The sequence below is a fragment of the Streptococcus sp. DD10 genome (genome assembly GCF_001578805.1).
Taxonomy (GTDB): Bacteria; Bacillota; Bacilli; order Lactobacillales; family Streptococcaceae; genus Streptococcus.
Genome location: NZ_KQ969158.1, coordinates 213,934 through 233,164 on the forward strand (window position 1 = coordinate 213,934; position 19,231 = coordinate 233,164).

Here is a 19,231-nt window from a genome sequence, read left to right on the forward strand (position 1 = left end):
GGGTGCAGTTCATTTTGTCTCATACTCTTTTTTTAATCACACAGACGAAAATACATTTCTAGCAACAAAATCTAGTAAATTCTTGGATGGAGTAGCGGCAAAATAGATAAATATGCTTAGGTGAAAATGACCAGAAAAGATCGGATAGAATTTATTGGAATAGGAGATCCGTTTCAATTTCAATTTTAAGGAAGATATTCCTGACTACATTACGCAAAATCTGAAATTCCCCTTACGTCCTTACCCAAAAGAGGCGATTGGAGGCTATCTTTACTACAAAAATGATGAAAAACATCATCAAAATTCGGATGCAACACATTTTTATCTAGATTTACTTGCACTTTTTTTAAAATATGATAAACTGTTTGGAAGTCAAAATACTTGTTTCTTGAATGATCACTGTAAAGGAGTGCTCCATGGAATTTAAAAATCTGCTTTATTTTGTAGAAGAAGGTCTCGCTACTATAACATTGAATCGACCAGAAGTTGCAAATGGTTTCAATATCCCTCTGTGTGAGGAAATTTTAACAGCCTTATCTTTTGCAGAAAAAGATGAAACCGTTAATTTTGTATTGTTAAATGCAAAAGGGAGTGTCTTTTCTGTAGGTGGGGATTTAGTTGAGATGAAGCGTGCTGTTGATGAGGATGATATCCAGTCATTGGTAAAAATCGCTGAGCTTGTCAATGAAATTTCTTATACCATGAAACACTTGCCGAAACCGGTTATTATGGTTGTCGATGGTGCTGTTGCTGGTGCTGCTGCTAATATGGCTATTGCGGCGGATTTCTGTATTGCAAGTGAGAAAGCAAAATTCATACAGGCATTTGTAGGGGTTGGTTTAGCTCCCGATGCAGGTGGCTTGTATCTATTAACACGAGCGATTGGAATCAATCGTGCAACTCATTTGGTCATGACGGGAGAATCTTTAAAAGCTGAAAAAGCTTTGGAGTATGGAATCGTTTATAAACTTTGTGAATCTGAAAAATTAGAAAAGACAACTGAACAACTGCTTAAAAAATTAAAACGTAGTTCTTCAAATTCTTTTAGAGCCATTAAAGAAATGATTTGGAAAAGTCAATTTGCTGGTTGGTCAGAGTATGCAGAGTTAGAATTAGAGTTGCAGAAGTCTTTAGCTTTTACAGAAGATTTTAAAGAAGGAGTGCTAGCTCATGCGGATAGACGACGTCCGAATTTTACAGGGAAATAATTCTATTAGCTAATATAAAACTACAAAAAGTACTTGCATTCTTAAACATTCTATGCTATACTTTGGTTGTCAAAGTAATTTGATGAATATGTAGAAAGGGGGGCAAAGGGTTGGACTACCAAGAAGTAAATGGGTACTTGACAGCTATTTTTAACAATGTTTTAGTCGTTGAAGAAGCGAGTTTAAGAGGTAGCCAGTTTAAGGACGTCTCCATTAAGGAAGTTCATACAATTGACGTTATCGGAAATCAGGGACAGTCAACTCCAAGTGAGGTTGCCCGTGAGTTGATGGTGACACTGGGAACAGTGACGGCTAGTTTGAATAATCTTGAGAGAAAGGGTTATATCGAACGAACTCGTTCTGACAAAGATCGTCGTGTAGTTCATCTCACTTTGACCTCTAAAGGCCGTCTCGTTTATCGTCTACACCGACGCTTTCATAGACGGATGGTAACTCAAATTACAGACGATATGAGTCAAGAAGAAAAAGATGTCTTGTCTAAAGGTCTCATCAAGCTGCATCAATTTTTGGAGGATTTGAAATAATGCCTTTTGCAAAAATTACGCAGGTGGCCCATTACGTTCCAAGTCAAGTGATTACAAACAATCAGTTGTCGAAAATTATGGATACCAACGACGAATGGATAAAGAGTCGAACGGGTATTGAGCAAAGACATGTGTCAGCTAGTGAACAAACGAGTGATTTAGCCAGTGAGGTTGCGAAGCTGTTGCTTAAAAAGTCTGGTCTTGAGGCTAGTGAACTTGATTTTATTCTGGTTGCTACGATTACACCAGATTCACTGATGCCTTCAACAGCGGCTAAGGTTCAAGCAATTATAGGTGCGCAAAAAGCTTTTGCTTTTGATATGGCAGCAGCTTGTAGTGGTTTTATCTTTGCATTGTCAACAGCTGAAAAATTTATCAAGTCTGGTCTTTATAAAAAAGGTTTGGTAATTGGGGCTGAAGTTTTTTCTAAGGCATTGGATTGGTCAGATCGTTCAACGGCTGTACTGTTTGGAGATGGGGCAGGCGGAGTTTTGCTTGAAGCGAGTGAAGAAGAGCATTTTCTAGCTGAAAATCTCTTTACGGACGGTAGTCGTGGAGAGAGTTTATCAGTCACAGAAATGGGACTTCAATCTCCGTTTTCTGAAAGAACGGCTAGTAAACCATATTTGCAGATGGATGGACGAGCAGTTTTTGATTTTGCTATCCGAGATGTCGCAAAGTCTATTAAACAGACGATTGTGGAATCTGGAGTTGAAGCAAATGATTTAAACTATCTTCTGCTACATCAGGCTAATATTCGTATCTTAGACAAAATGTCAAAAAAAATTGGTGTTCCACGAGATAAGTTTCCGGCAAATATGATGGAATATGGCAATACTAGTGCAGCAAGCATTCCTATTCTTTTGTCTGAATGTGTGGATGATGGTCGAATTCGACTAGACGGTAGTCAAACTATCCTTCTTTCAGGTTTTGGAGGAGGGTTGACTTGGGGAACGCTTATCGTCACTATTTAATCTAGGTAATCGTGTTTAAAGCACATTATAAAAAATTTTAAGGAGTCTATCATGGCAGTATTTGAAAAAGTACAAGAAATTATTGTTGAAGAATTGGGTAAAGAAAAAGAGGAAGTAACTCTTGAATCAACTTTTGATGATTTAGATGCAGATTCACTTGACCTTTTCCAAGTTATCTCAGAAATCGAAGATGAATTCGATATTCAAATCGAAGCAGAAGATAGTTTGAAAACTGTTGGCGACTTGGTTGCTTACGTAGAAGAACAAACTAAATAATCAGACTTGCGGGGGTGAGAGGTTATCTTTTACTCCCGCTTGTTTAAATGATACTTTGATATTCAAAGAAATCAGGGATATCGAAGTATTCTTTAAGCGAATAAGAAAATGGAGGCTTTATGCAAACACGTATTACAGAATTACTCAATATTAAATACCCTATATTCCAAGGAGGTATGGCCTGGGTTGCTGACGGCGATTTAGCTGGTGCAGTTTCTAAGGCTGGTGGTTTAGGCATTATTGGGGGAGGAAATGCTCCTAAGGAAGTGGTAAAAGCCAATATTGATAAGATAAAAACTTTAACGGATAAACCTTTTGGGGTCAATATTATGCTTCTTTCACCATTTGTTGAGGATATTGTAGATTTGGTGATTGAAGAAGGGGTTAAGGTAGTTACGACTGGATCAGGAAATCCTAGTAAATACATGAGTCGTTTCCATGAAGCAGGAATCACGGTTATCCCAGTTGTTCCAAGTGTGGCTTTAGCTAAACGTATGGAAAAAATCGGTGCAGATGCAGTTATCGCAGAAGGAATGGAAGCGGGTGGTCATATTGGAAAATTAACCACTATGACCTTGGTGCGTCAGGTTGCTGCTGCTGTTGAGATTCCAGTTATTGCAGCAGGTGGTATTGCTGATGGAGCAGGTGCTGCAGCAGGTTTCATGTTAGGAGCAGATGCTGTTCAAGTCGGGACCCGATTTGTAGTTGCAAAAGAGTCAAACGCTCATCCAAACTATAAGGCGAAAATATTGAAAGCACGTGACATTGATACAACTATTTCAGCGCAACATTTTGGTCACGCTGTTCGTGCTTTAAAAAATCAATTAACACGCGATTTTGAAAAGGCAGAGAATGAAGCTTTTAAACAAGAAAATCCGGATTTAACTGTGTTTGAAAATTTGGGAGCAGGAGCCTTGGCAAATGCGGTTGTTCGTGGTGATGTTGATGGGGGATCCGTCATGGCGGGGCAGATTGCTGGTTTAGTTAGCAAGGAAGAAACTGTCGAAGAGATTCTTCAAGATTTGTATTATGGGGCCGCTGAAGTGATTCAAAAAGAAGCACAACGCTGGTCAGGAGTAGTGAGAAATGACTAAAACAGCTTTTCTATTTGCAGGTCAGGGAGCTCAGTATCTTGGCATGGGGCGTGACCTTTATGACAAATATGATCAAGTTAAAGAAACCTTTCAAGAAGCTAGCCGAATCCTAGGTTATGATTTGCGAGATTTAATTGACAATGAGGAAGCTAAGCTAAACCAAACTCGCTATACGCAACCTGCTATACTAACGACCTCTGTAGCTATTTATCGCTTGTTAGAGAGTGCTGGTGTGAGGCCTGATATGGTTGCTGGTCTTTCTCTTGGAGAGTACTCAGCTTTAGTTGCAGCAGGAAGCTTGAATTTTGAGGATGCTGTGTCGCTGGTTGCTAAAAGAGGCGCTTACATGGAAGAAGCAGCACCAGCTGGTTCAGGTAAAATGGTAGCCGTTCTTAATACAGATGTCGCTGTTATTGAAAAAGTCTGTCAAGAAGCGTCTCACTTTGGTGTTGTAACACCAGCTAATTATAATACTCCGAGTCAGATTGTAATTGGTGGAGAAGTTTTGGCTGTTGATAAGGCAGTAGAACTGCTCCAAGCGGAAGGTGCGAAACGTTTGATTCCTCTTAAGGTTTCGGGGCCGTTTCATACAGCTCTTCTAGAACCAGCGAGCCAAAAATTGGCAAAGGTGCTAGAAACAGTTGATTTTAGTGATTTTCTTTTTCCGGTGGTGGGAAATACAGAAGCACAAGTTATGAAACTAGAACAAATCAAGACTCTTTTAACGCGACAGGTAAAAGAACCTGTACGTTTCTATGAAAGTATCGCAGCGATGCAAGAATTAGGTATAAAAGACTTTGTCGAAATTGGACCAGGGAAAGTCCTGTCCGGTTTTATAAAGAAAATCGATAAAACAGCTTCGATATCTAATGTAGAAGACCTGGAAAGTTTGGATGCTTTTTTAGCTAGATAATGATAGGATAAACATGGAATTAAAAGGAAAAAATGTTTTTATCACGGGCTCTAGCCGTGGAATTGGTTTGGCCATTGCCCATAAGTTTGCAAGTCTTGGAGCAAATGTTGTATTAAATAGCCGAACAGTTATTTCAGAGGATTTGTTAATAGACTTTTCTCAGTATGGTGTTAAAATTCTTGCTATCTGTGGAGATGTGTCTGATAATGCGGATGCAAAACGTATGATTGAGGAAGCAATTAGCGAGCTTGGATCAGTAGATATATTGGTGAATAATGCGGGTATCACTAAAGATACGCTCATGTTAAAAATGACTGAAAGCGACTTTGAAGAAGTGTTGAAAGTTAATTTGACAGGTGCTTTCAATATGACACAATCAGTCTTAAAACCGATGATAAAAGCACGACAAGGTGTTATCATTAACATGTCAAGTGTAGTTGGTTTGATGGGAAATATCGGTCAAGCTAATTATGCGGCTTCAAAAGCAGGATTGATAGGATTTACAAAATCAGTTGCTAGAGAAGTTGCGAATCGAAATATACGAGTCAATGCTATTGCACCAGGTATGATTGAGTCTGATATGACAGCAGTCTTATCGGATAAAGTAAAGGAAGCTATGTTGGCTCAAATCCCTATGAAGCAGTTCGGACAGGCAGAACAAGTAGCGGATGTTACAGTCTTTCTCGCTAGCCAAGACTATCTAACAGGACAAGTCATCGCTATCGATGGTGGACTAACTATGCAGTGAGAAGTCAGAAGATAAATCGATAATAGTTGTTAAGCGCAGTCATTGGAAAAGGTGGCCTAGCCATCCAAAGAGGCACTTTTCTTAAAGGTGGAAGTTAAGTTGCAGAGTTGTTCTCTGACAGGGAGAATGGATACTTTAGGTTCAATTTTTGGGAATGGAACGACAAAGTTGGTCGATTCCGGTCCTCGCCGCAAAAAGATAAGTGCCAAAAGAAAAGAAACAGAGGTAGAAGATGAAATTAAATCGTGTTGTCGTGACAGGCTATGGTCTTACGTCTCCAATCGGGCATACGCCGGAGGAAATTTGGGAAAACTTACGAGCTGGAAAAGCTGGTATTGCTCCTATTACTAAGTTTGATACAACAGATTTTGCTGTTCACAATGCAGCTGAAGTAAAAGATTTTCCATTTGATAAGTACTTTGTTAAAAAAGATACTAATCGTTATGACTTATACTCTCAATATGCTTTGTATGCTTCTTTGGAAGCTGTTGAAAATGCTAAATTAAACTTAGATGAGTTGAACAAAGATCGTTTAGGAGTCATCGTTGCATCGGGTATCGGTGGGATTAAGGAAATTGAAGATCAGGTTGTTCGTCTGCATGATAAGGGGCCAAAACGTGTTAAACCGATGACGCTTCCAAAAGCTCTTCCAAATATGGCTGCTGGAAACGTGGCTATGAAGGTAGGAGCAAATGGAATATGTAAGTCTATCAACACAGCCTGTGCTTCTTCGAATGACGCAATTGGTGATGCTTTCAGAGCAATCAAGTTTGGTTTCCAAGATGTAATGTTAGTTGGAGGTGCTGAAGCGTCAATTACTCCATTTGCCATTGCTGGTTTCCAAGCATTGACAGCTCTTTCTACGACGGAAGATCCAGCTCGTGCTTCCATTCCATTTGATAAAGAGCGAAATGGTTTTGTTATGGGAGAAGGAGCAGGAATGCTGGTCCTTGAAAGCTTAGAACATGCTGAAAATCGAGGAGCTACAATCTTGGCAGAAGTTGTGGGCTATGGAAACACCTGTGATGCTTACCATATGACATCACCACATCCAGAGGGGCTAGGGGCTATTAAAGCGATTAAATTGGCACTAGAAGAAGCAGACATTACTCCAGACGACGTGGCTTATGTTAATGCTCATGGAACCTCTACACCTGCTAATGAAAAAGGTGAGAGTGGTGCGATTGTTTCTGTTTTTGGTAAGGAAGTGCCAGTATCATCTACCAAGTCTTTTACAGGACATTTACTTGGAGCTGCTGGTGCAGTGGAAGCGATTATTACGGTTGAAGCCATGCGTCATAGTTATGTGCCGATGACAGCAGGAACGACAGAACTTTCAGACTATATTGAAGCAAATGTCGTTTACGGAAAAGGTTTGGAGCAAGAAATCCCATATGCAATCTCAAATACTTTTGGTTTTGGTGGGCACAATGCTGTTTTGGCCTTTAAACGTTGGGGAGAATAAATCTATATGAATGTACATGAAATCAAGGACTTGATGGGCCAGTTTGACCAGTCTAGTTTGCGAGAATTTACTTATAAACATGCTGGAGAGGAACTTCATTTTAGTAAAAATGAGGGGAAATTACTGACGGAACCGACTTCTCAAGTTGAAACAGCACAAGCAATTGCATCGGTAGCTGCTACACCTAATCCAGTAGGAACGACAGAAGTAATTGTAGAGGAAGTGTCAGTGTCAACACCAAATGAAGCAGTAGTAGCCGAAGGGGAACTCGTTGAGTGTCCATTAGTAGGTGTTGCTTATCTAGCTGCAGGGCCAGATAAGCCAAATTTTGTAAACGTTGGTGATGCTGTTCAAAAAGGCCAGACTCTCTTAATTATCGAAGCTATGAAAGTGATGAATGAAATTCCTGCACCTAAAGACGGAATTATCACGGAAGTGCTAGTACAAAATGAAGAAATGGTTGAGTTTGGAAAAGGGTTGGTACGTATCAAATGATTGATATTCAAGGGATTAAAGAAGCACTTCCTCATCGTTACCCGATGCTTCTTGTAGATCGGGTTTTGGAAGTTAGTGAAGATACGATTGTAGCTATTAAAAATGTCACCATTAATGAACCATTTTTTAATGGGCATTTCCCTGAATATCCTGTTATGCCGGGGGTTCTTATTATGGAAGCTTTAGCACAAACAGCAGGTGTTTTGGAATTGTCCAAACCTGAAAACAAAGGGAAATTGGTGTTTTATGCTGGCATGGACAAGGTTAAGTTTAAAAAACAAGTAGTGCCGGGAGAACAATTGGTCATGACAGCTACCTTTGTTAAGCGTCGTGGAACGATTGCTGTCGTAGAGGCTAAGGCAGAAGTAGATGGGAAATTGGCTGCTAGTGGTACTCTTACCTTTGCAATTGGGAACTAAGGAGGTTCTCCATGTTTCGAAAGATTTTAATTGCTAATCGTGGAGAAATTGCTGTACGAATTATTCGCGCAGCACGAGAGCTTGGAATTGCGACAGTTGCAGTATATTCAACTGCTGATAAGGATGCTTTGCATACTCTTCTTGCTGATGAAGCAATTTGTATTGGGCCTGCGAAGTCAACGGAGTCTTATCTCAATATGAATGCGATTTTATCAGCGGCTGTGTTGACAGAAGCAGAGGCTATTCATCCTGGATTTGGCTTTCTAAGTGAAAATTCTAAATTTGCTACTTTATGTGAAGAAGTAGGCATTAAATTTATCGGACCATCAAGCGCCGTTATGGATATGATGGGAGACAAAATTAATGCTCGTGAACAGATGATTGCAGCAGGTGTACCGGTGATACCAGGTTCTGATGGTGAAGTTCATACGGCTGATGAAGCAATCGCAATCGCTGAGAAAATTGGTTATCCTGTAATGCTAAAAGCATCAGCAGGTGGAGGTGGAAAAGGGATCCGCAAGGTAGAAAGTGCAGAAGATTTGTTGCCTTCCTTTGAATCTGCTTCTAGTGAGGCTAAAGCAGCTTTTGGGAATGGAGCGATGTACTTAGAACGGGTTATTTATCCTGCTCGCCATATCGAAGTACAAATTCTAGCTGATCAGCATGGAAAGGTCATCCATTTGGGAGAACGTGACTGTTCACTCCAACGAAATAATCAAAAAGTTTTAGAAGAAAGTCCGTCCGTGGCGATTGGAAAAACTCTTCGACACAAGATTGGAGCTGCGGCAGTTCGTGCAGCAGAATCGGTTGGTTATGAGAATGCTGGAACGATCGAATTTTTGCTAGATGAAGCTAGTGGAGAGTTTTACTTTATGGAGATGAATACTCGTGTACAAGTAGAACATCCTGTAACGGAGTTTGTGTCTGGTGTGGATATTGTTAAAGAACAAATTCGAATTGCTGTTGGTCAGCCATTAACAGTGGAACAGGAAGATATTCAGTTAAAAGGGCACGCGATTGAGTGTCGGATTAATGCTGAAAATCCAGCTTTTAACTTTGCTCCAAGTCCGGGTAAAATTACGAATCTCTACTTACCAAGTGGTGGAGTTGGTTTGCGGGTAGATTCAGCAGTTTATCCCGGTTACACAATTCCTCCTTATTATGATAGTATGATTGCTAAAATCATCGTTCATGGGGAAAATCGATTCGATGCCCTAATGAAGATGCAGCGAGCTTTATATGAGCTTGAAATCGAAGGGGTAGAAACCAATAGTCAATTTCAGTTGGACTTGATTTCAGATAGCCGTGTCATCGCTGGTGACTATGATACATCATTTTTGATGGAGAATTTTTTACCTGAATACCAAGAAAAAATCCAATCAAGTAAGTAAGAATAGAAAGGTGAACAAAAGGAAATCACATGGCTTTGTTTAGCAAAAAGGATAAGTATATACGAATCAATCCCAATCGTTCATTGCGTGAAAAACCTCAAGCAAAGCCTGAGGTTCCTGATGAACTCTTTTCTCAATGCCCGGGATGTAAGCATACCATTTATCAAAAAGATTTAGGAAGTGAACGGATTTGTCCTCGCTGTAGCTATACCTTTCGTATTTCAGCTCAGGAGCGTCTTGCTCTCACGATTGATATGGGGACGTTTACTGAGATGTTTACCGGACTTGAAACTAAGGATCCTCTTAATTTCCCCGGTTACCGACAGAAATTAGAAAGTGTTCGGGCAAGAACTGGATTGGATGAAGCCGTGGTAACAGGAACAGCTCGTATCCATGGGCAGAAGGTTGCTTTAGGAATCATGGATTCTAATTTTATCATGGCTTCTATGGGAACGGTTGTTGGTGAGAAGATCACTTGTCTCTTTGAATATGCGACCCAAGAGCAGCTACCAGTAGTTTTATTTACAGCTTCGGGCGGTGCTCGTATGCAAGAAGGAATCATGAGTTTGATGCAGATGGCTAAGATTTCTTCGGCCGTTCAACGTCATTCGAAGGAAGGTCTCTTTTATTTAACTATTTTAACGGATCCAACAACTGGTGGTGTAACGGCCTCTTTTGCAATGGAAGGGGATATTATCTTGGCTGAACCCCAGAGTTTAGTTGGATTTGCAGGGCGTCGCGTGATTGAAAATACAGTACGTGAAAATTTACCGGATGATTTTCAAAAAGCTGAGTTCTTATTGGAGCATGGTTTCGTAGATGCGATTGTAGGACGGAGAGACTTACCTAGTACAATTGCAGGTTTGGTCGCATTCCATGGAGGAGAAAAAGCATGAATATAGCCAAAATAGTCAGAGAAGCTAGAGAACAAACTCGTTTAACCGCGTTAGATTTTGCTCATGGAATTTTTGACGATTTTATAGAACTCCACGGGGATCGTTCTTTTCGTGATGATGGTGCAGTGATTGGAGGAATTGGTTGGCTTGATAACCGAGCCGTTACGGTCATAGGAATTCAAAAAGGAAAGAGCCTTCAAGACAATCTGAATCGCAATTTTGGTCAACCTCATCCAGAAGGATATCGTAAAGCTCTACGGTTGATGAAACAAGCTGAAAAATTTGGACGACCAGTGATCACCTTTATCAATACTGCCGGTGCTTATCCAGGTATTGGAGCTGAAGAGAGAGGGCAAGGAGAAGCCATTGCTCGCAATCTTATGGAAATGAGTGATTTGAAGGTTCCGATAATTGCCATTATTATTGGAGAAGGAGGATCTGGGGGAGCTCTTGCGTTGGCAGTAGCTGATCGTGTATGGATGTTAGAAAACTCTATCTATGCAGTCCTTAGTCCAGAAGGATTCGCTTCCATCCTGTGGAAAGATGGAAGTCGTGCGATGGAAGCGGCAGAACTCATGAAAATTACCTCTCATGAACTATTAGAGATGGAAATTGTTGATAAGGTTATTCCTGAATTAGGGCTTTCTAGTAAAGAATTGATGGAGAGTATGAAGCAGGATTTACTTAATGAGCTGACTCAATTAAGTACTTTGTCCTTGGATGAGATGCTAGAAGAACGCTACCAGCGTTTTAGAAAGTATTGATAATGATTCACAGTCATTATATTCTTAAAAGATGATGAGCAAGGGGCTTATGTCACTATTACAGTGAGGCTGGGACAAAAGTCCTAGCCTCTCAATTATTTTTGGATTGTCGAGCAAGACGCAGTGGTTGAATGGGCTCTACTAGGCTGATTTCATCAGCTTTTACAGCCCTACTCAACTGTGCGGAGGTGGGACGACGAAATCGAATGCTAACGAATGACCGATTTCTGTCCCACTCTCTTGTGTTAAAAACTATTTTCACAAGTGATTTAAAGCACAAAAATCTACTATCTATTTCTAAAAAAATAGGTCTATACCATTTACAAATAAAAGAGAAAGGTTTATAATGTAATTGACATAATAAATGGCGATCATTATCAGTTAAGGAGGTTTGTGTGATGCCTACATTTATCAAAGCAGCTCAATTTTTCTATCCACATGGAGTACGTAAGGGAGGCTATCTGGAGCTTATCGATGGCAAGTTTGGAAAACATGTGGACTCTCTTCCTGAAGGGGCAGAAGTGCTCGATTATACAGGGTATAGCATTGCTCCTGGGCTTGTCGATACCCATATTCATGGTTTTGGTGGGGTGGATGTCATGGATAACAACATCGAAGGCACCCTTCATACCATGAGTGAGGGTCTTCTCAGCACAGGTGTGACCAGCTTTTTACCAACGACCTTGACGTCCTCTTATGAACAACTCCTGGCAGTGACTGAAAATATCGGAGCTCGCTACCAAGAAGCAACAGGAGCTAAGATTCGTGGAATTTACTTTGAAGGTCCTTATTTCACAGAAGAATTTAAAGGGGCTCAAAATCCAGCCTATATGAAAGATCCACGGATGGATGAGTTTCGTGCTTGGCAAAAAGCTGCCAACGGACTTCTTAATAAAATAGCCCTAGCACCTGAACGAGATGGTGTAGAAGATTTCGTCCGTACGATTACTGGAGAAGGAGTGACTGTTGCGCTTGGACACTCTAATGCTACATTTGATGAAGCTAAGAAAGCTGTTGATGCAGGTGCTAGTGTTTGGGTGCACGCCTATAATGGCATGCGGGGCTTGACCCACCGGGAACTTGGAATGGTTGGGGCTATGTATGAATTGCCACATACCTACGCTGAGTTGATCTGTGATGGTCATCACGTGGATCCAAAGGCCTGTGACATTCTCCTCAAACAAAAAGGGGTAGAACATATTGCCCTCATCACCGACTGTATGACAGCAGGTGGTCTTGAAGATGGCGATTATATGTTGGGAGAGTTTCCTGTTATCGTGGAAAAGGGAACCGCCCGTCTCAAATCAACTGGAAACCTAGCTGGCTCTATCTTGAAACTCAAAGATGGTCTGAAAAATGTAGTGGAATGGGGAATTGCTAATCCTCATGAAGCGGTCATGATGGCTAGTCTCAACCCAGCTAAGTCCGTTCATATCGATGATGTCTGTGGACAAATCCGTGAAGGTTATGACGCTGACTTTATCGTATTGGACAAAGACTTGGAGTTGGTTGCTACTTATTTAGATGGAGTTAAACGCTACCAAGCTGAATGATAAAGTAAGGGTACGAGCTAGTATCGTACTCTTTTGTGATATAATAAAGCTATTCAATGAATTCATTTTTTCTGACTTATAGGGGAATCAAGTAGGAATAGAGAAGGAATACTTATGAAACATTACCAACTAAACAACGGAGTAGAAATTCCCGTATTGGGTTTTGGGACCTGGAAAGCTCAAGACGGTGAAGAAGCCTATCAGGCTGTTTTGGCGGCATTAGAAGCCGGCTATCGCCACATTGATACGGCAGCTATTTACAAAAATGAAGAAAGTGTTGGCAGAGCAATCAAAGATTCGGGCATTCATCGTCAGGAAATCTTTGTGACGACCAAGCTCTGGAATAGCCAACACAGTTATGAAGATGCCAAGCAAGCTTTTGAGGAATCTTTAGCGAAGTTGGGCTTGGACTATTTGGATCTCTACTTGATTCATTGGCCCAATCCCAAGTCCCTTCGAGAAGGGGAACAATGGAAGGTGCGAAATGCCACTGTGTGGCGAGCTCTGGAAGACTTGTACCAAGAGGGCAAGATTCGGGCTATCGGTGTCAGCAACTTCCTGCCCCACCATTTAGAGGCTTTGCTAGAGACAGCCCAGGTGCTTCCAGCTGTTAATCAAGTGCGCTTGGCACCTGGTGTTTATCAGGAAGAAGTCGTAGATTACTGTCGAGACAAGGGGATCCTCTTGGAAGCTTGGGGACCATTTGGTCAGGGGGAACTCTTTGAAAATGCTCAAGTTCAAGCGATAGCTGAAAAACATGGAAAAACCATTGCGCAAGTGGCCTTAGCCTGGAGTCTAGCAGAGGGATTCCTTCCCTTACCAAAATCAGTCACTGCTTCTCGCATTGCGAGCAACTTAGACTGTTTTGATATTTCCCTTAGTTCAGAGGAGCGAACAATCCTCAAGCAAGTGGATGTCCAATCAGGTGCCCCACGTGTCGATGCTATGGATTTTTAAGAAGTGACAAAAAACTGTACTTTTCTATTAAGTTTTGCTATAATGGTTAGCAAGAAAGAAAGACTTACGGCGTTTTTCTAGCGAGCTTGGGAGGGTGAAAGCCAAGTAAAGCAAAGTAAGAAACTGGCACTTTCTGTTATATTTTTAAAAGGAATGAAGTAATAAATTAGGGTGGAACCGCGTTTCTGACGCCCCTAGGTCACATGACTTAGGAGCAGAGACACGGTTCTTTTTGTATCCTGAGTCACAAGAAACTTTATGAATAAGGAGTAAACAATGTCTAAGAAATTAACATTTCACTGTGTCAGTGGCAGCTACCTCCTTACAGTCGGACTGCCCCACGCTCAGCACTAGGGTGCCTGAGCTAGACGCAGTACTAACTCGTCTTGCCTCGTACGATCGACAAGGGTAGACTCGTGTCGCAAGAAATCATTTTTTATTAAGGAGTATTCAATGTCTAAGAAATTAACATTTCAAGAAATTATTTTGACTTTGCAACAATACTGGAATGACCAGGGTTGTATGCTCATGCAGGCTTATGATAATGAGAAAGGTGCGGGAACCATGAGTCCTTATACCTTCCTCCGTGCCATTGGTCCTGAGCCGTGGAATGCGGCTTATGTAGAGCCATCTCGTCGTCCAGCTGACGGTCGTTACGGGGAAAACCCAAACCGTCTTTACCAACACCACCAATTCCAAGTGGTGATGAAACCATCACCTTCAAACATCCAAGAACTCTACCTGGAATCCTTGGAAAAGTTGGGGATTAATCCTTTGGAACACGATATTCGTTTCGTTGAGGACAACTGGGAAAACCCATCAACTGGTTCAGCTGGTCTTGGTTGGGAAGTTTGGCTTGATGGAATGGAAATCACTCAGTTCACTTATTTCCAACAAGTTGGTGGGTTGGCAACTGGCCCTGTTACCGCTGAGGTCACTTATGGATTGGAACGCTTGGCTTCTTACATCCAAGAAGTAGATTCTGTTTACGATATTGAGTGGGCTCCAGGCGTTAAATACGGAGAAATCTTCCTTCAACCAGAATATGAACACTCTAAATACAGCTTTGAAGTTTCTGACCAAGATATGCTTCTTGAAAACTTTGAGAAATTTGAAAAAGAAGCAGGACGTGCCTTGGAATTGGGCCTTGTTCACCCAGCCTATGACTACGTGTTGAAGTGCTCCCATACCTTTAACTTGCTTGACGCTCGTGGTGCTGTTTCTGTTACAGAACGTGCCGGCTACATTGCTCGCATCCGGAACCTAGCCCGTGTCGTAGCCAAAACCTTCGTCGCAGAACGCAAAAAACTCGGTTACCCACTACTTGACGAAGCCACTCGAGCCAAACTCCTAGCAGAAGAGGAAGAGTAAAAAGAGTTACAAGAAAGGAAAATGGGCAAACAAAGTGAGCCCACATGACCACCCAGAGGCAAGTCGGAGACTTGCTAAAGGGATAGGCACCGCCGTACTGCTATATGGGGATTTTTGAAACGTTCGGTTCAAAAATCAGTTGGCTAAATCCACTTTGATGAGACTGTTGGAAATCGCTGTCAAGGAGACAGAAGATTTTCCTACAGCCTCACAAAGTTAGTTAGCAACGTCCCCAGTACCTAAGGTGCCTATCAAAAAGAAGAATTTTGTAAAGGAAAAAACATGACGAAAAACTTATTAGTAGAACTTGGACTTGAAGAGTTGCCAGCCTACGTTGTCACATCAAGTGAAAAACAACTAGGTGAGAAAATGGCAGCCTTCTTGGATGACAACCGACTTTCATACGAAAGCATTCAAACCTTCTCGACACCACGCCGTTTGGCTGTCCGTGTGATTGGTTTGGCGGATCAACAAACAGATTTGACCGAAGATTTCAAAGGGCCTTCTAAGAAAATTGCCTTAGATAGCGAAGGAAACTTCTCAAAAGCGGCTCAAGGATTCGTCCGTGGGAAAGGCTTGAGCGTTGAGGATATCGAATTTCGTGAAGTCAAAGGGGAAGAGTACGTTTATGTTACGAAGCACGAAGCTGGAAAACCTGCCAAAGAAGTCTTGGCTGGCGTTCCAGAAGTGCTTGCTTCATTGAACTTCCCTGTCAGCATGCACTGGGCTAACAACACCTTTGAATACATTCGCCCCGTTCACACCTTGACAGTTCTTTTGGGTGACGAAGCGCTTGACCTTGATTTCTTAGATATCCATTCCGGTCGTGTGAGCCGTGGGCATCGTTTCCTTGGACACGAAGTGGAAATTATCAATGCGGATTCTTATGAAGAAGACCTTCGTACCGTTTACGTGATTGCGGATAGCAAAGAACGTGAAAATATGATTCGCGAGCAAATCAAGGCTATCGAAGCAGAACAAGGTGTTCAAGTCCAAATCAAAGAAGGTCTTTTGAATGAAGTCTTGAACTTGGTCGAATACCCAACTGTCTTTATGGGAAGTTTTGACACTAAATATTTGGAGGTTCCAGAAGAAGTCTTGGTGACATCAATGGAAACGCACCAACGTTACTTTGTTGTACGTGACCTTGATGGTAAGCTGAAACCAAACTTCATCTCAGTCCGTAATGGTAACGCTGAGCATTTGGAAAATGTCGTTCGAGGAAATGAAAAAGTATTGGTGGCGCGTCTTGAAGATGGTGAATTCTTCTGGCGTGAAGACCAAAAACTTAAGATTGAAGACCTCGTTGCTAAATTGGCTAACGTGACCTTCCATGAAAAAATTGGTTCTCTTTCAGAACACATGGCACGTGCGGGTGTTATTGCAGCGTCACTAGCTGAGCAAGCTGGTTTGACTGCAGAAGAAACGGCAGCAGTAGTTCGTGCAGCTGAAATCTACAAATTTGACCTCTTGACTGGTATGGTCGGAGAGTTTGATGAATTGCAAGGGATTATGGGTGAAAAATATGCCCTTCTCGCTGGTGAAGATGCTGCGGTAGCTGCTGCTATTCGTGAGCACTACCTTCCTGATTCAGCAGATGGTGCTCTTCCAGAGACTAAGGTTGGTGCTATCCTTGCGCTTGCAGATAAATTGGATACCCTCCTTTCATTCTTCTCAGTTGGCTTGATTCCATCAGGTTCAAATGACCCTTATGCGCTTCGTCGTGCAACACAAGGGATTGTTCGTATCTTGGATGCTTTTGGTTGGCATATCCCTATGGATGAGTTGATTGATAGCCTTTACGGACTTTCATTTGATAGCCTTTCCTATGACAATCAAGCAGAAGTCATCAACTTCATCAAAGCGCGTGTGGACAAGATGATGGGACGCACTTCAAAAGATATCAAAGAAGCCGTTCTTGCTGGTTCAAACTTTGTCGTGGCTGATATGCTTGAAGCAACTGATGCCCTCTCAGAAGCTGCGAAGGCGGATGGCTATAAGTCTGCTGTTGAATCACTCTCACGTGCCTTCAACTTGGCAGAAAAAGCAGATGCTTCAGTAGCAGTCGATGCTAGTCTTTTTGAAAATGATCAAGAAAAAGCCTTGGCTCAAGCAGCAGAAAGTCTTGAATTGACAGGTTCAGCTAGTGATAAATTGGCTCAACTCTTTGCTCTTAGTCCAGTCATTGATGCTTTCTTTGACAATACCATGGTTATGGCAGAAGATGAGGCTGTTAAAAACAACCGTTTGGCCCTTCTTGCAGGTCTTGTAGCTAAAGCCAACGCTGTTGCAGCCTTCAACCAATTGAACACAAAATAGAGGTGAAAGGGAATGGATCCTAAAAAAATCGCTCGAATCAATGAGCTTGCTAAAAAGAAAAAAACAGAAGGTTTGACTGCTGAAGAAAAAGTGGAGCAAGCAAAACTTCGGGAAGAATACATCGAAGGCTACCGCCGTGCGGTACGCCACCATATCGAAGGAATTAAAGTGGTTGACGAAGAAGGTAACGATGTGACACCTGAAAAACTACGCCAAGTGCAACGTGAAAAAGGCTTGCATGGTCGTAGCCTTGATGATCCTGAATCATAAAAAATAAGGACTGAATTTAAAAAATCAGTCCTTATTTTTCAATGATTTATGTCCCCACCAGATTGATATAAAAAAACTAGCAGTGGCTATCCAAAAAATCCAAGGGTTACTAGTAGTAAAGAAGAAGTAGATTGCTATCGGACAAATAAGACAAATAGATAAAAGTATTAATATTCTATATTTCATATCTCTAGTGTACCATATTACTTTTGTGCCTTGGTCTATCAAGTGCATACCAGACGAAAATATGGTAAAATAGAAAAGATATGACTAAAGAATTTCATCATGTAACGGTCTTGCTCCATGAGACAGTGGATATGCTGGATATCAAACCAGATGGTATCTATGTGGATGCGACCTTGGGCGGTGCGGGGCACAGCCAGTATTTACTCAGTAAACTTTCAGAAAAAGGCCATCTCTATGCTTTTGATCAGGATCAAGCAGCAATCGACAATGCCCAGATTCGATTGGCAGACTATATAGAAAAGGGCATGGTTACCTTTATCGAGGATAATTTTCGCAATCTTTCCGCTCGATTGCATGAGTTGGGTGTGAAGGAGATTGATGGGATTTGTTACGACTTAGGTGTTTCTAGTCCTCAGTTGGATGAGCGTGAGCGTGGATTTTCCTATAAAAAAGATGCGCCGCTTGATATGCGGATGAATCGTGAGGCAACTTTGACGGCCTATGATGTGGTTAATTCTTATGGTTACCATGATTTGGTGAGGATTTTTTTAAGTATGGTGAGGATAAGTTTTCCAAACAAATCGCTAGAAAAATTGAGCAAGCGCGGCTTTTAAAGCCTATTGAGACAACGACGGAGCTGGCTGAGATTATCAAGTCTGCTAAACCAGCCAAAGAACTCAAGAAAAAGGGGCATCCGGCCAAGCAGATTTTTCAAGCGATTCGAATCGAAGTGAACGATGAGCTAGGTGCAGCGGATGAATCGATTCAACAAGCTATGGATCTTTTGGCACTAGATGGGCGCATCTCAGTGATCACCTTTCACTCTTTGGAAGATCGCTTAACCAAGCAATTGTTTAAAGAGGCCTCTACCATTGAAGTCCCTAAGGGGCTTCCTTTTATACCAGATGATTTGAAGCCTAAGATGGAGTTGGTTTCAAGAAAACCAATCTTACCTAAGGAGAAAGAATTAGAAGTTAATAATCGAGCTCACTCAGCTAAATTGCGGGTGGCGCGAAAAATTCATAAATAGAGGATAGAAGGATGGCAGAAAAAAACGAGAAAGTGCTAGTCAAGTGATTCAACGGCAAATTCGGCAATTTACTCGTGTCGAAAAGGCTTTTTATAGTTCAATTGTGGGTACAGCGATTATCTTGGCTATTTGCATTATTTTCATGCAAACGAGACTTTTGCAGGTGCAACAAGATATGACGGTTATCAATAGCCAGATTAATGAAAAGCAAACAGAGCTGAATGATGCGAAGCAAGAAGTTAATGAACTTGGGCGTGAAAAGCGCTTAGCAGAGCTTGCGAGTTCGCAAAATATGACGCAACAAAATGGCAATCTCAAAAAAGCAACGCCTTCTTCAAGTACGGAGTAGTGGATGAA

The 19,231-nt window shown here is 41.6% G+C and carries 19 protein-coding genes and 1 pseudogene; all 20 read left to right on the top strand.

The genetic code is table 11. The features are described from left to right. Nucleotides 1-416 precede the first annotated feature (416 nt). The 20 genes and pseudogenes from STRDD10_RS04025 to ftsL all read left to right on the top strand — a co-directional run bounded on the left by STRDD10_RS04025 (nucleotide 417) and on the right by ftsL (nucleotide 19,223). Nucleotides 417-1,208, top strand: a complete 792-nt coding sequence (locus tag STRDD10_RS04025) for an enoyl-CoA hydratase (protein WP_067193328.1) — start codon at nucleotides 417-419, stop codon at nucleotides 1,206-1,208. Nucleotides 1,209-1,318: 110 nt separating this feature from the next. Then, a complete protein-coding gene (fabT, locus tag STRDD10_RS04030) occupies nucleotides 1,319-1,753 on the top strand; it encodes a fatty acid biosynthesis transcriptional regulator FabT (RefSeq protein WP_067193330.1) in 435 nt (144 codons plus the stop codon). Then, nucleotides 1,753-2,727: a beta-ketoacyl-ACP synthase III gene (locus STRDD10_RS04035; RefSeq protein WP_067193331.1), complete on the top strand. Its 975-nt coding sequence runs from the start codon at nucleotides 1,753-1,755 to the stop codon at nucleotides 2,725-2,727. Before fabT ends, STRDD10_RS04035 begins: the two co-directional genes overlap by 1 nt. Before the next feature lie 51 nt (nucleotides 2,728-2,778). After that, nucleotides 2,779-3,003: an acyl carrier protein gene (locus tag STRDD10_RS04040; RefSeq protein WP_067193333.1), complete on the top strand. Its 225-nt coding sequence runs from the start codon at nucleotides 2,779-2,781 to the stop codon at nucleotides 3,001-3,003. Between the two features lie 119 nt (nucleotides 3,004-3,122). Continuing rightward, the gene (fabK, locus tag STRDD10_RS04045) at nucleotides 3,123-4,097 is read left to right on the top strand and encodes an enoyl-[acyl-carrier-protein] reductase FabK (RefSeq protein ID WP_067193334.1); all 975 of its coding nucleotides are present in this window, start codon (nucleotides 3,123-3,125) and stop codon (nucleotides 4,095-4,097) included. Beyond that, nucleotides 4,090-5,010 carry an ACP S-malonyltransferase gene (fabD, locus tag STRDD10_RS04050; RefSeq protein WP_067193336.1) on the top strand — a complete coding sequence of 307 codons (921 nt, stop codon included), beginning with the start codon at nucleotides 4,090-4,092 and terminating at the stop codon, nucleotides 5,008-5,010. The genes fabK and fabD overlap by 8 nt, the downstream gene beginning before the upstream one ends. Nucleotides 5,011-5,023: 13 nt before the next feature. Then, nucleotides 5,024-5,758, top strand: a complete 735-nt coding sequence (fabG, locus tag STRDD10_RS04055) for a 3-oxoacyl-[acyl-carrier-protein] reductase (RefSeq protein ID WP_067193338.1) — start codon at nucleotides 5,024-5,026, stop codon at nucleotides 5,756-5,758. 232 nt (nucleotides 5,759-5,990) lie between these two features. Then, the gene (fabF, locus tag STRDD10_RS04060) at nucleotides 5,991-7,223 is read left to right on the top strand and encodes a beta-ketoacyl-ACP synthase II (protein WP_067193339.1); all 1,233 of its coding nucleotides are present in this window, start codon (nucleotides 5,991-5,993) and stop codon (nucleotides 7,221-7,223) included. A 6-nt stretch (nucleotides 7,224-7,229) separates the two neighbouring features. Continuing rightward, nucleotides 7,230-7,718, top strand: coding sequence for an acetyl-CoA carboxylase biotin carboxyl carrier protein (gene accB, locus STRDD10_RS04065; RefSeq protein WP_067193341.1), 489 nt, complete (start codon nucleotides 7,230-7,232; stop codon nucleotides 7,716-7,718). Further along, a complete protein-coding gene (gene fabZ / locus STRDD10_RS04070; protein WP_067193343.1) occupies nucleotides 7,715-8,137 on the top strand; it encodes a 3-hydroxyacyl-ACP dehydratase FabZ in 423 nt (140 codons plus the stop codon). Before accB ends, fabZ begins: the two co-directional genes overlap by 4 nt. Before the next feature lie 11 nt (nucleotides 8,138-8,148). Beyond that, nucleotides 8,149-9,528, top strand: a complete 1,380-nt coding sequence (gene accC, locus STRDD10_RS04075) for an acetyl-CoA carboxylase biotin carboxylase subunit (RefSeq protein WP_067193345.1) — start codon at nucleotides 8,149-8,151, stop codon at nucleotides 9,526-9,528. A 29-nt stretch (nucleotides 9,529-9,557) separates the two neighbouring features. Beyond that, nucleotides 9,558-10,424 carry an acetyl-CoA carboxylase, carboxyltransferase subunit beta gene (gene accD, locus STRDD10_RS04080; RefSeq protein WP_067193347.1) on the top strand — a complete coding sequence of 289 codons (867 nt, stop codon included), beginning with the start codon at nucleotides 9,558-9,560 and terminating at the stop codon, nucleotides 10,422-10,424. Beyond that, entirely contained in the window at nucleotides 10,421-11,188 is a 768-nt protein-coding gene (locus tag STRDD10_RS04085; RefSeq protein WP_067193348.1) for an acetyl-CoA carboxylase carboxyl transferase subunit alpha, read from the top strand. The genes accD and STRDD10_RS04085 overlap by 4 nt, the downstream gene beginning before the upstream one ends. A gap of 398 nt (nucleotides 11,189-11,586) precedes the next feature. Next, nucleotides 11,587-12,741, top strand: a complete 1,155-nt coding sequence (gene nagA / locus STRDD10_RS04090; RefSeq protein WP_067193350.1) for an N-acetylglucosamine-6-phosphate deacetylase — start codon at nucleotides 11,587-11,589, stop codon at nucleotides 12,739-12,741. A gap of 114 nt (nucleotides 12,742-12,855) precedes the next feature. Beyond that, the gene (locus STRDD10_RS04095; RefSeq protein WP_067193352.1) at nucleotides 12,856-13,698 is read left to right on the top strand and encodes an aldo/keto reductase; all 843 of its coding nucleotides are present in this window, start codon (nucleotides 12,856-12,858) and stop codon (nucleotides 13,696-13,698) included. A gap of 453 nt (nucleotides 13,699-14,151) precedes the next feature. Further along, complete coding sequence (gene glyQ / locus STRDD10_RS04100; protein ID WP_000038760.1) at nucleotides 14,152-15,069, top strand: glycine--tRNA ligase subunit alpha; 918 nt, start codon at nucleotides 14,152-14,154, stop codon at nucleotides 15,067-15,069. A 282-nt stretch (nucleotides 15,070-15,351) separates the two neighbouring features. Next, entirely contained in the window at nucleotides 15,352-17,388 is a 2,037-nt protein-coding gene (glyS, locus tag STRDD10_RS04105; RefSeq protein WP_067193354.1) for a glycine--tRNA ligase subunit beta, read from the top strand. A gap of 12 nt (nucleotides 17,389-17,400) precedes the next feature. Next, complete coding sequence (locus STRDD10_RS04110) at nucleotides 17,401-17,658, top strand: DUF896 family protein (protein ID WP_067193355.1); 258 nt, start codon at nucleotides 17,401-17,403, stop codon at nucleotides 17,656-17,658. A 266-nt stretch (nucleotides 17,659-17,924) separates the two neighbouring features. Then, nucleotides 17,925-18,874, top strand: a pseudogene (rsmH, locus tag STRDD10_RS04115) (16S rRNA (cytosine(1402)-N(4))-methyltransferase RsmH). A 43-nt stretch (nucleotides 18,875-18,917) separates the two neighbouring features. Next, nucleotides 18,918-19,223 carry a cell division protein FtsL gene (gene ftsL, locus STRDD10_RS04120; RefSeq protein WP_067193357.1) on the top strand — a complete coding sequence of 102 codons (306 nt, stop codon included), beginning with the start codon at nucleotides 18,918-18,920 and terminating at the stop codon, nucleotides 19,221-19,223. Nucleotides 19,224-19,231 lie beyond the last annotated feature (8 nt).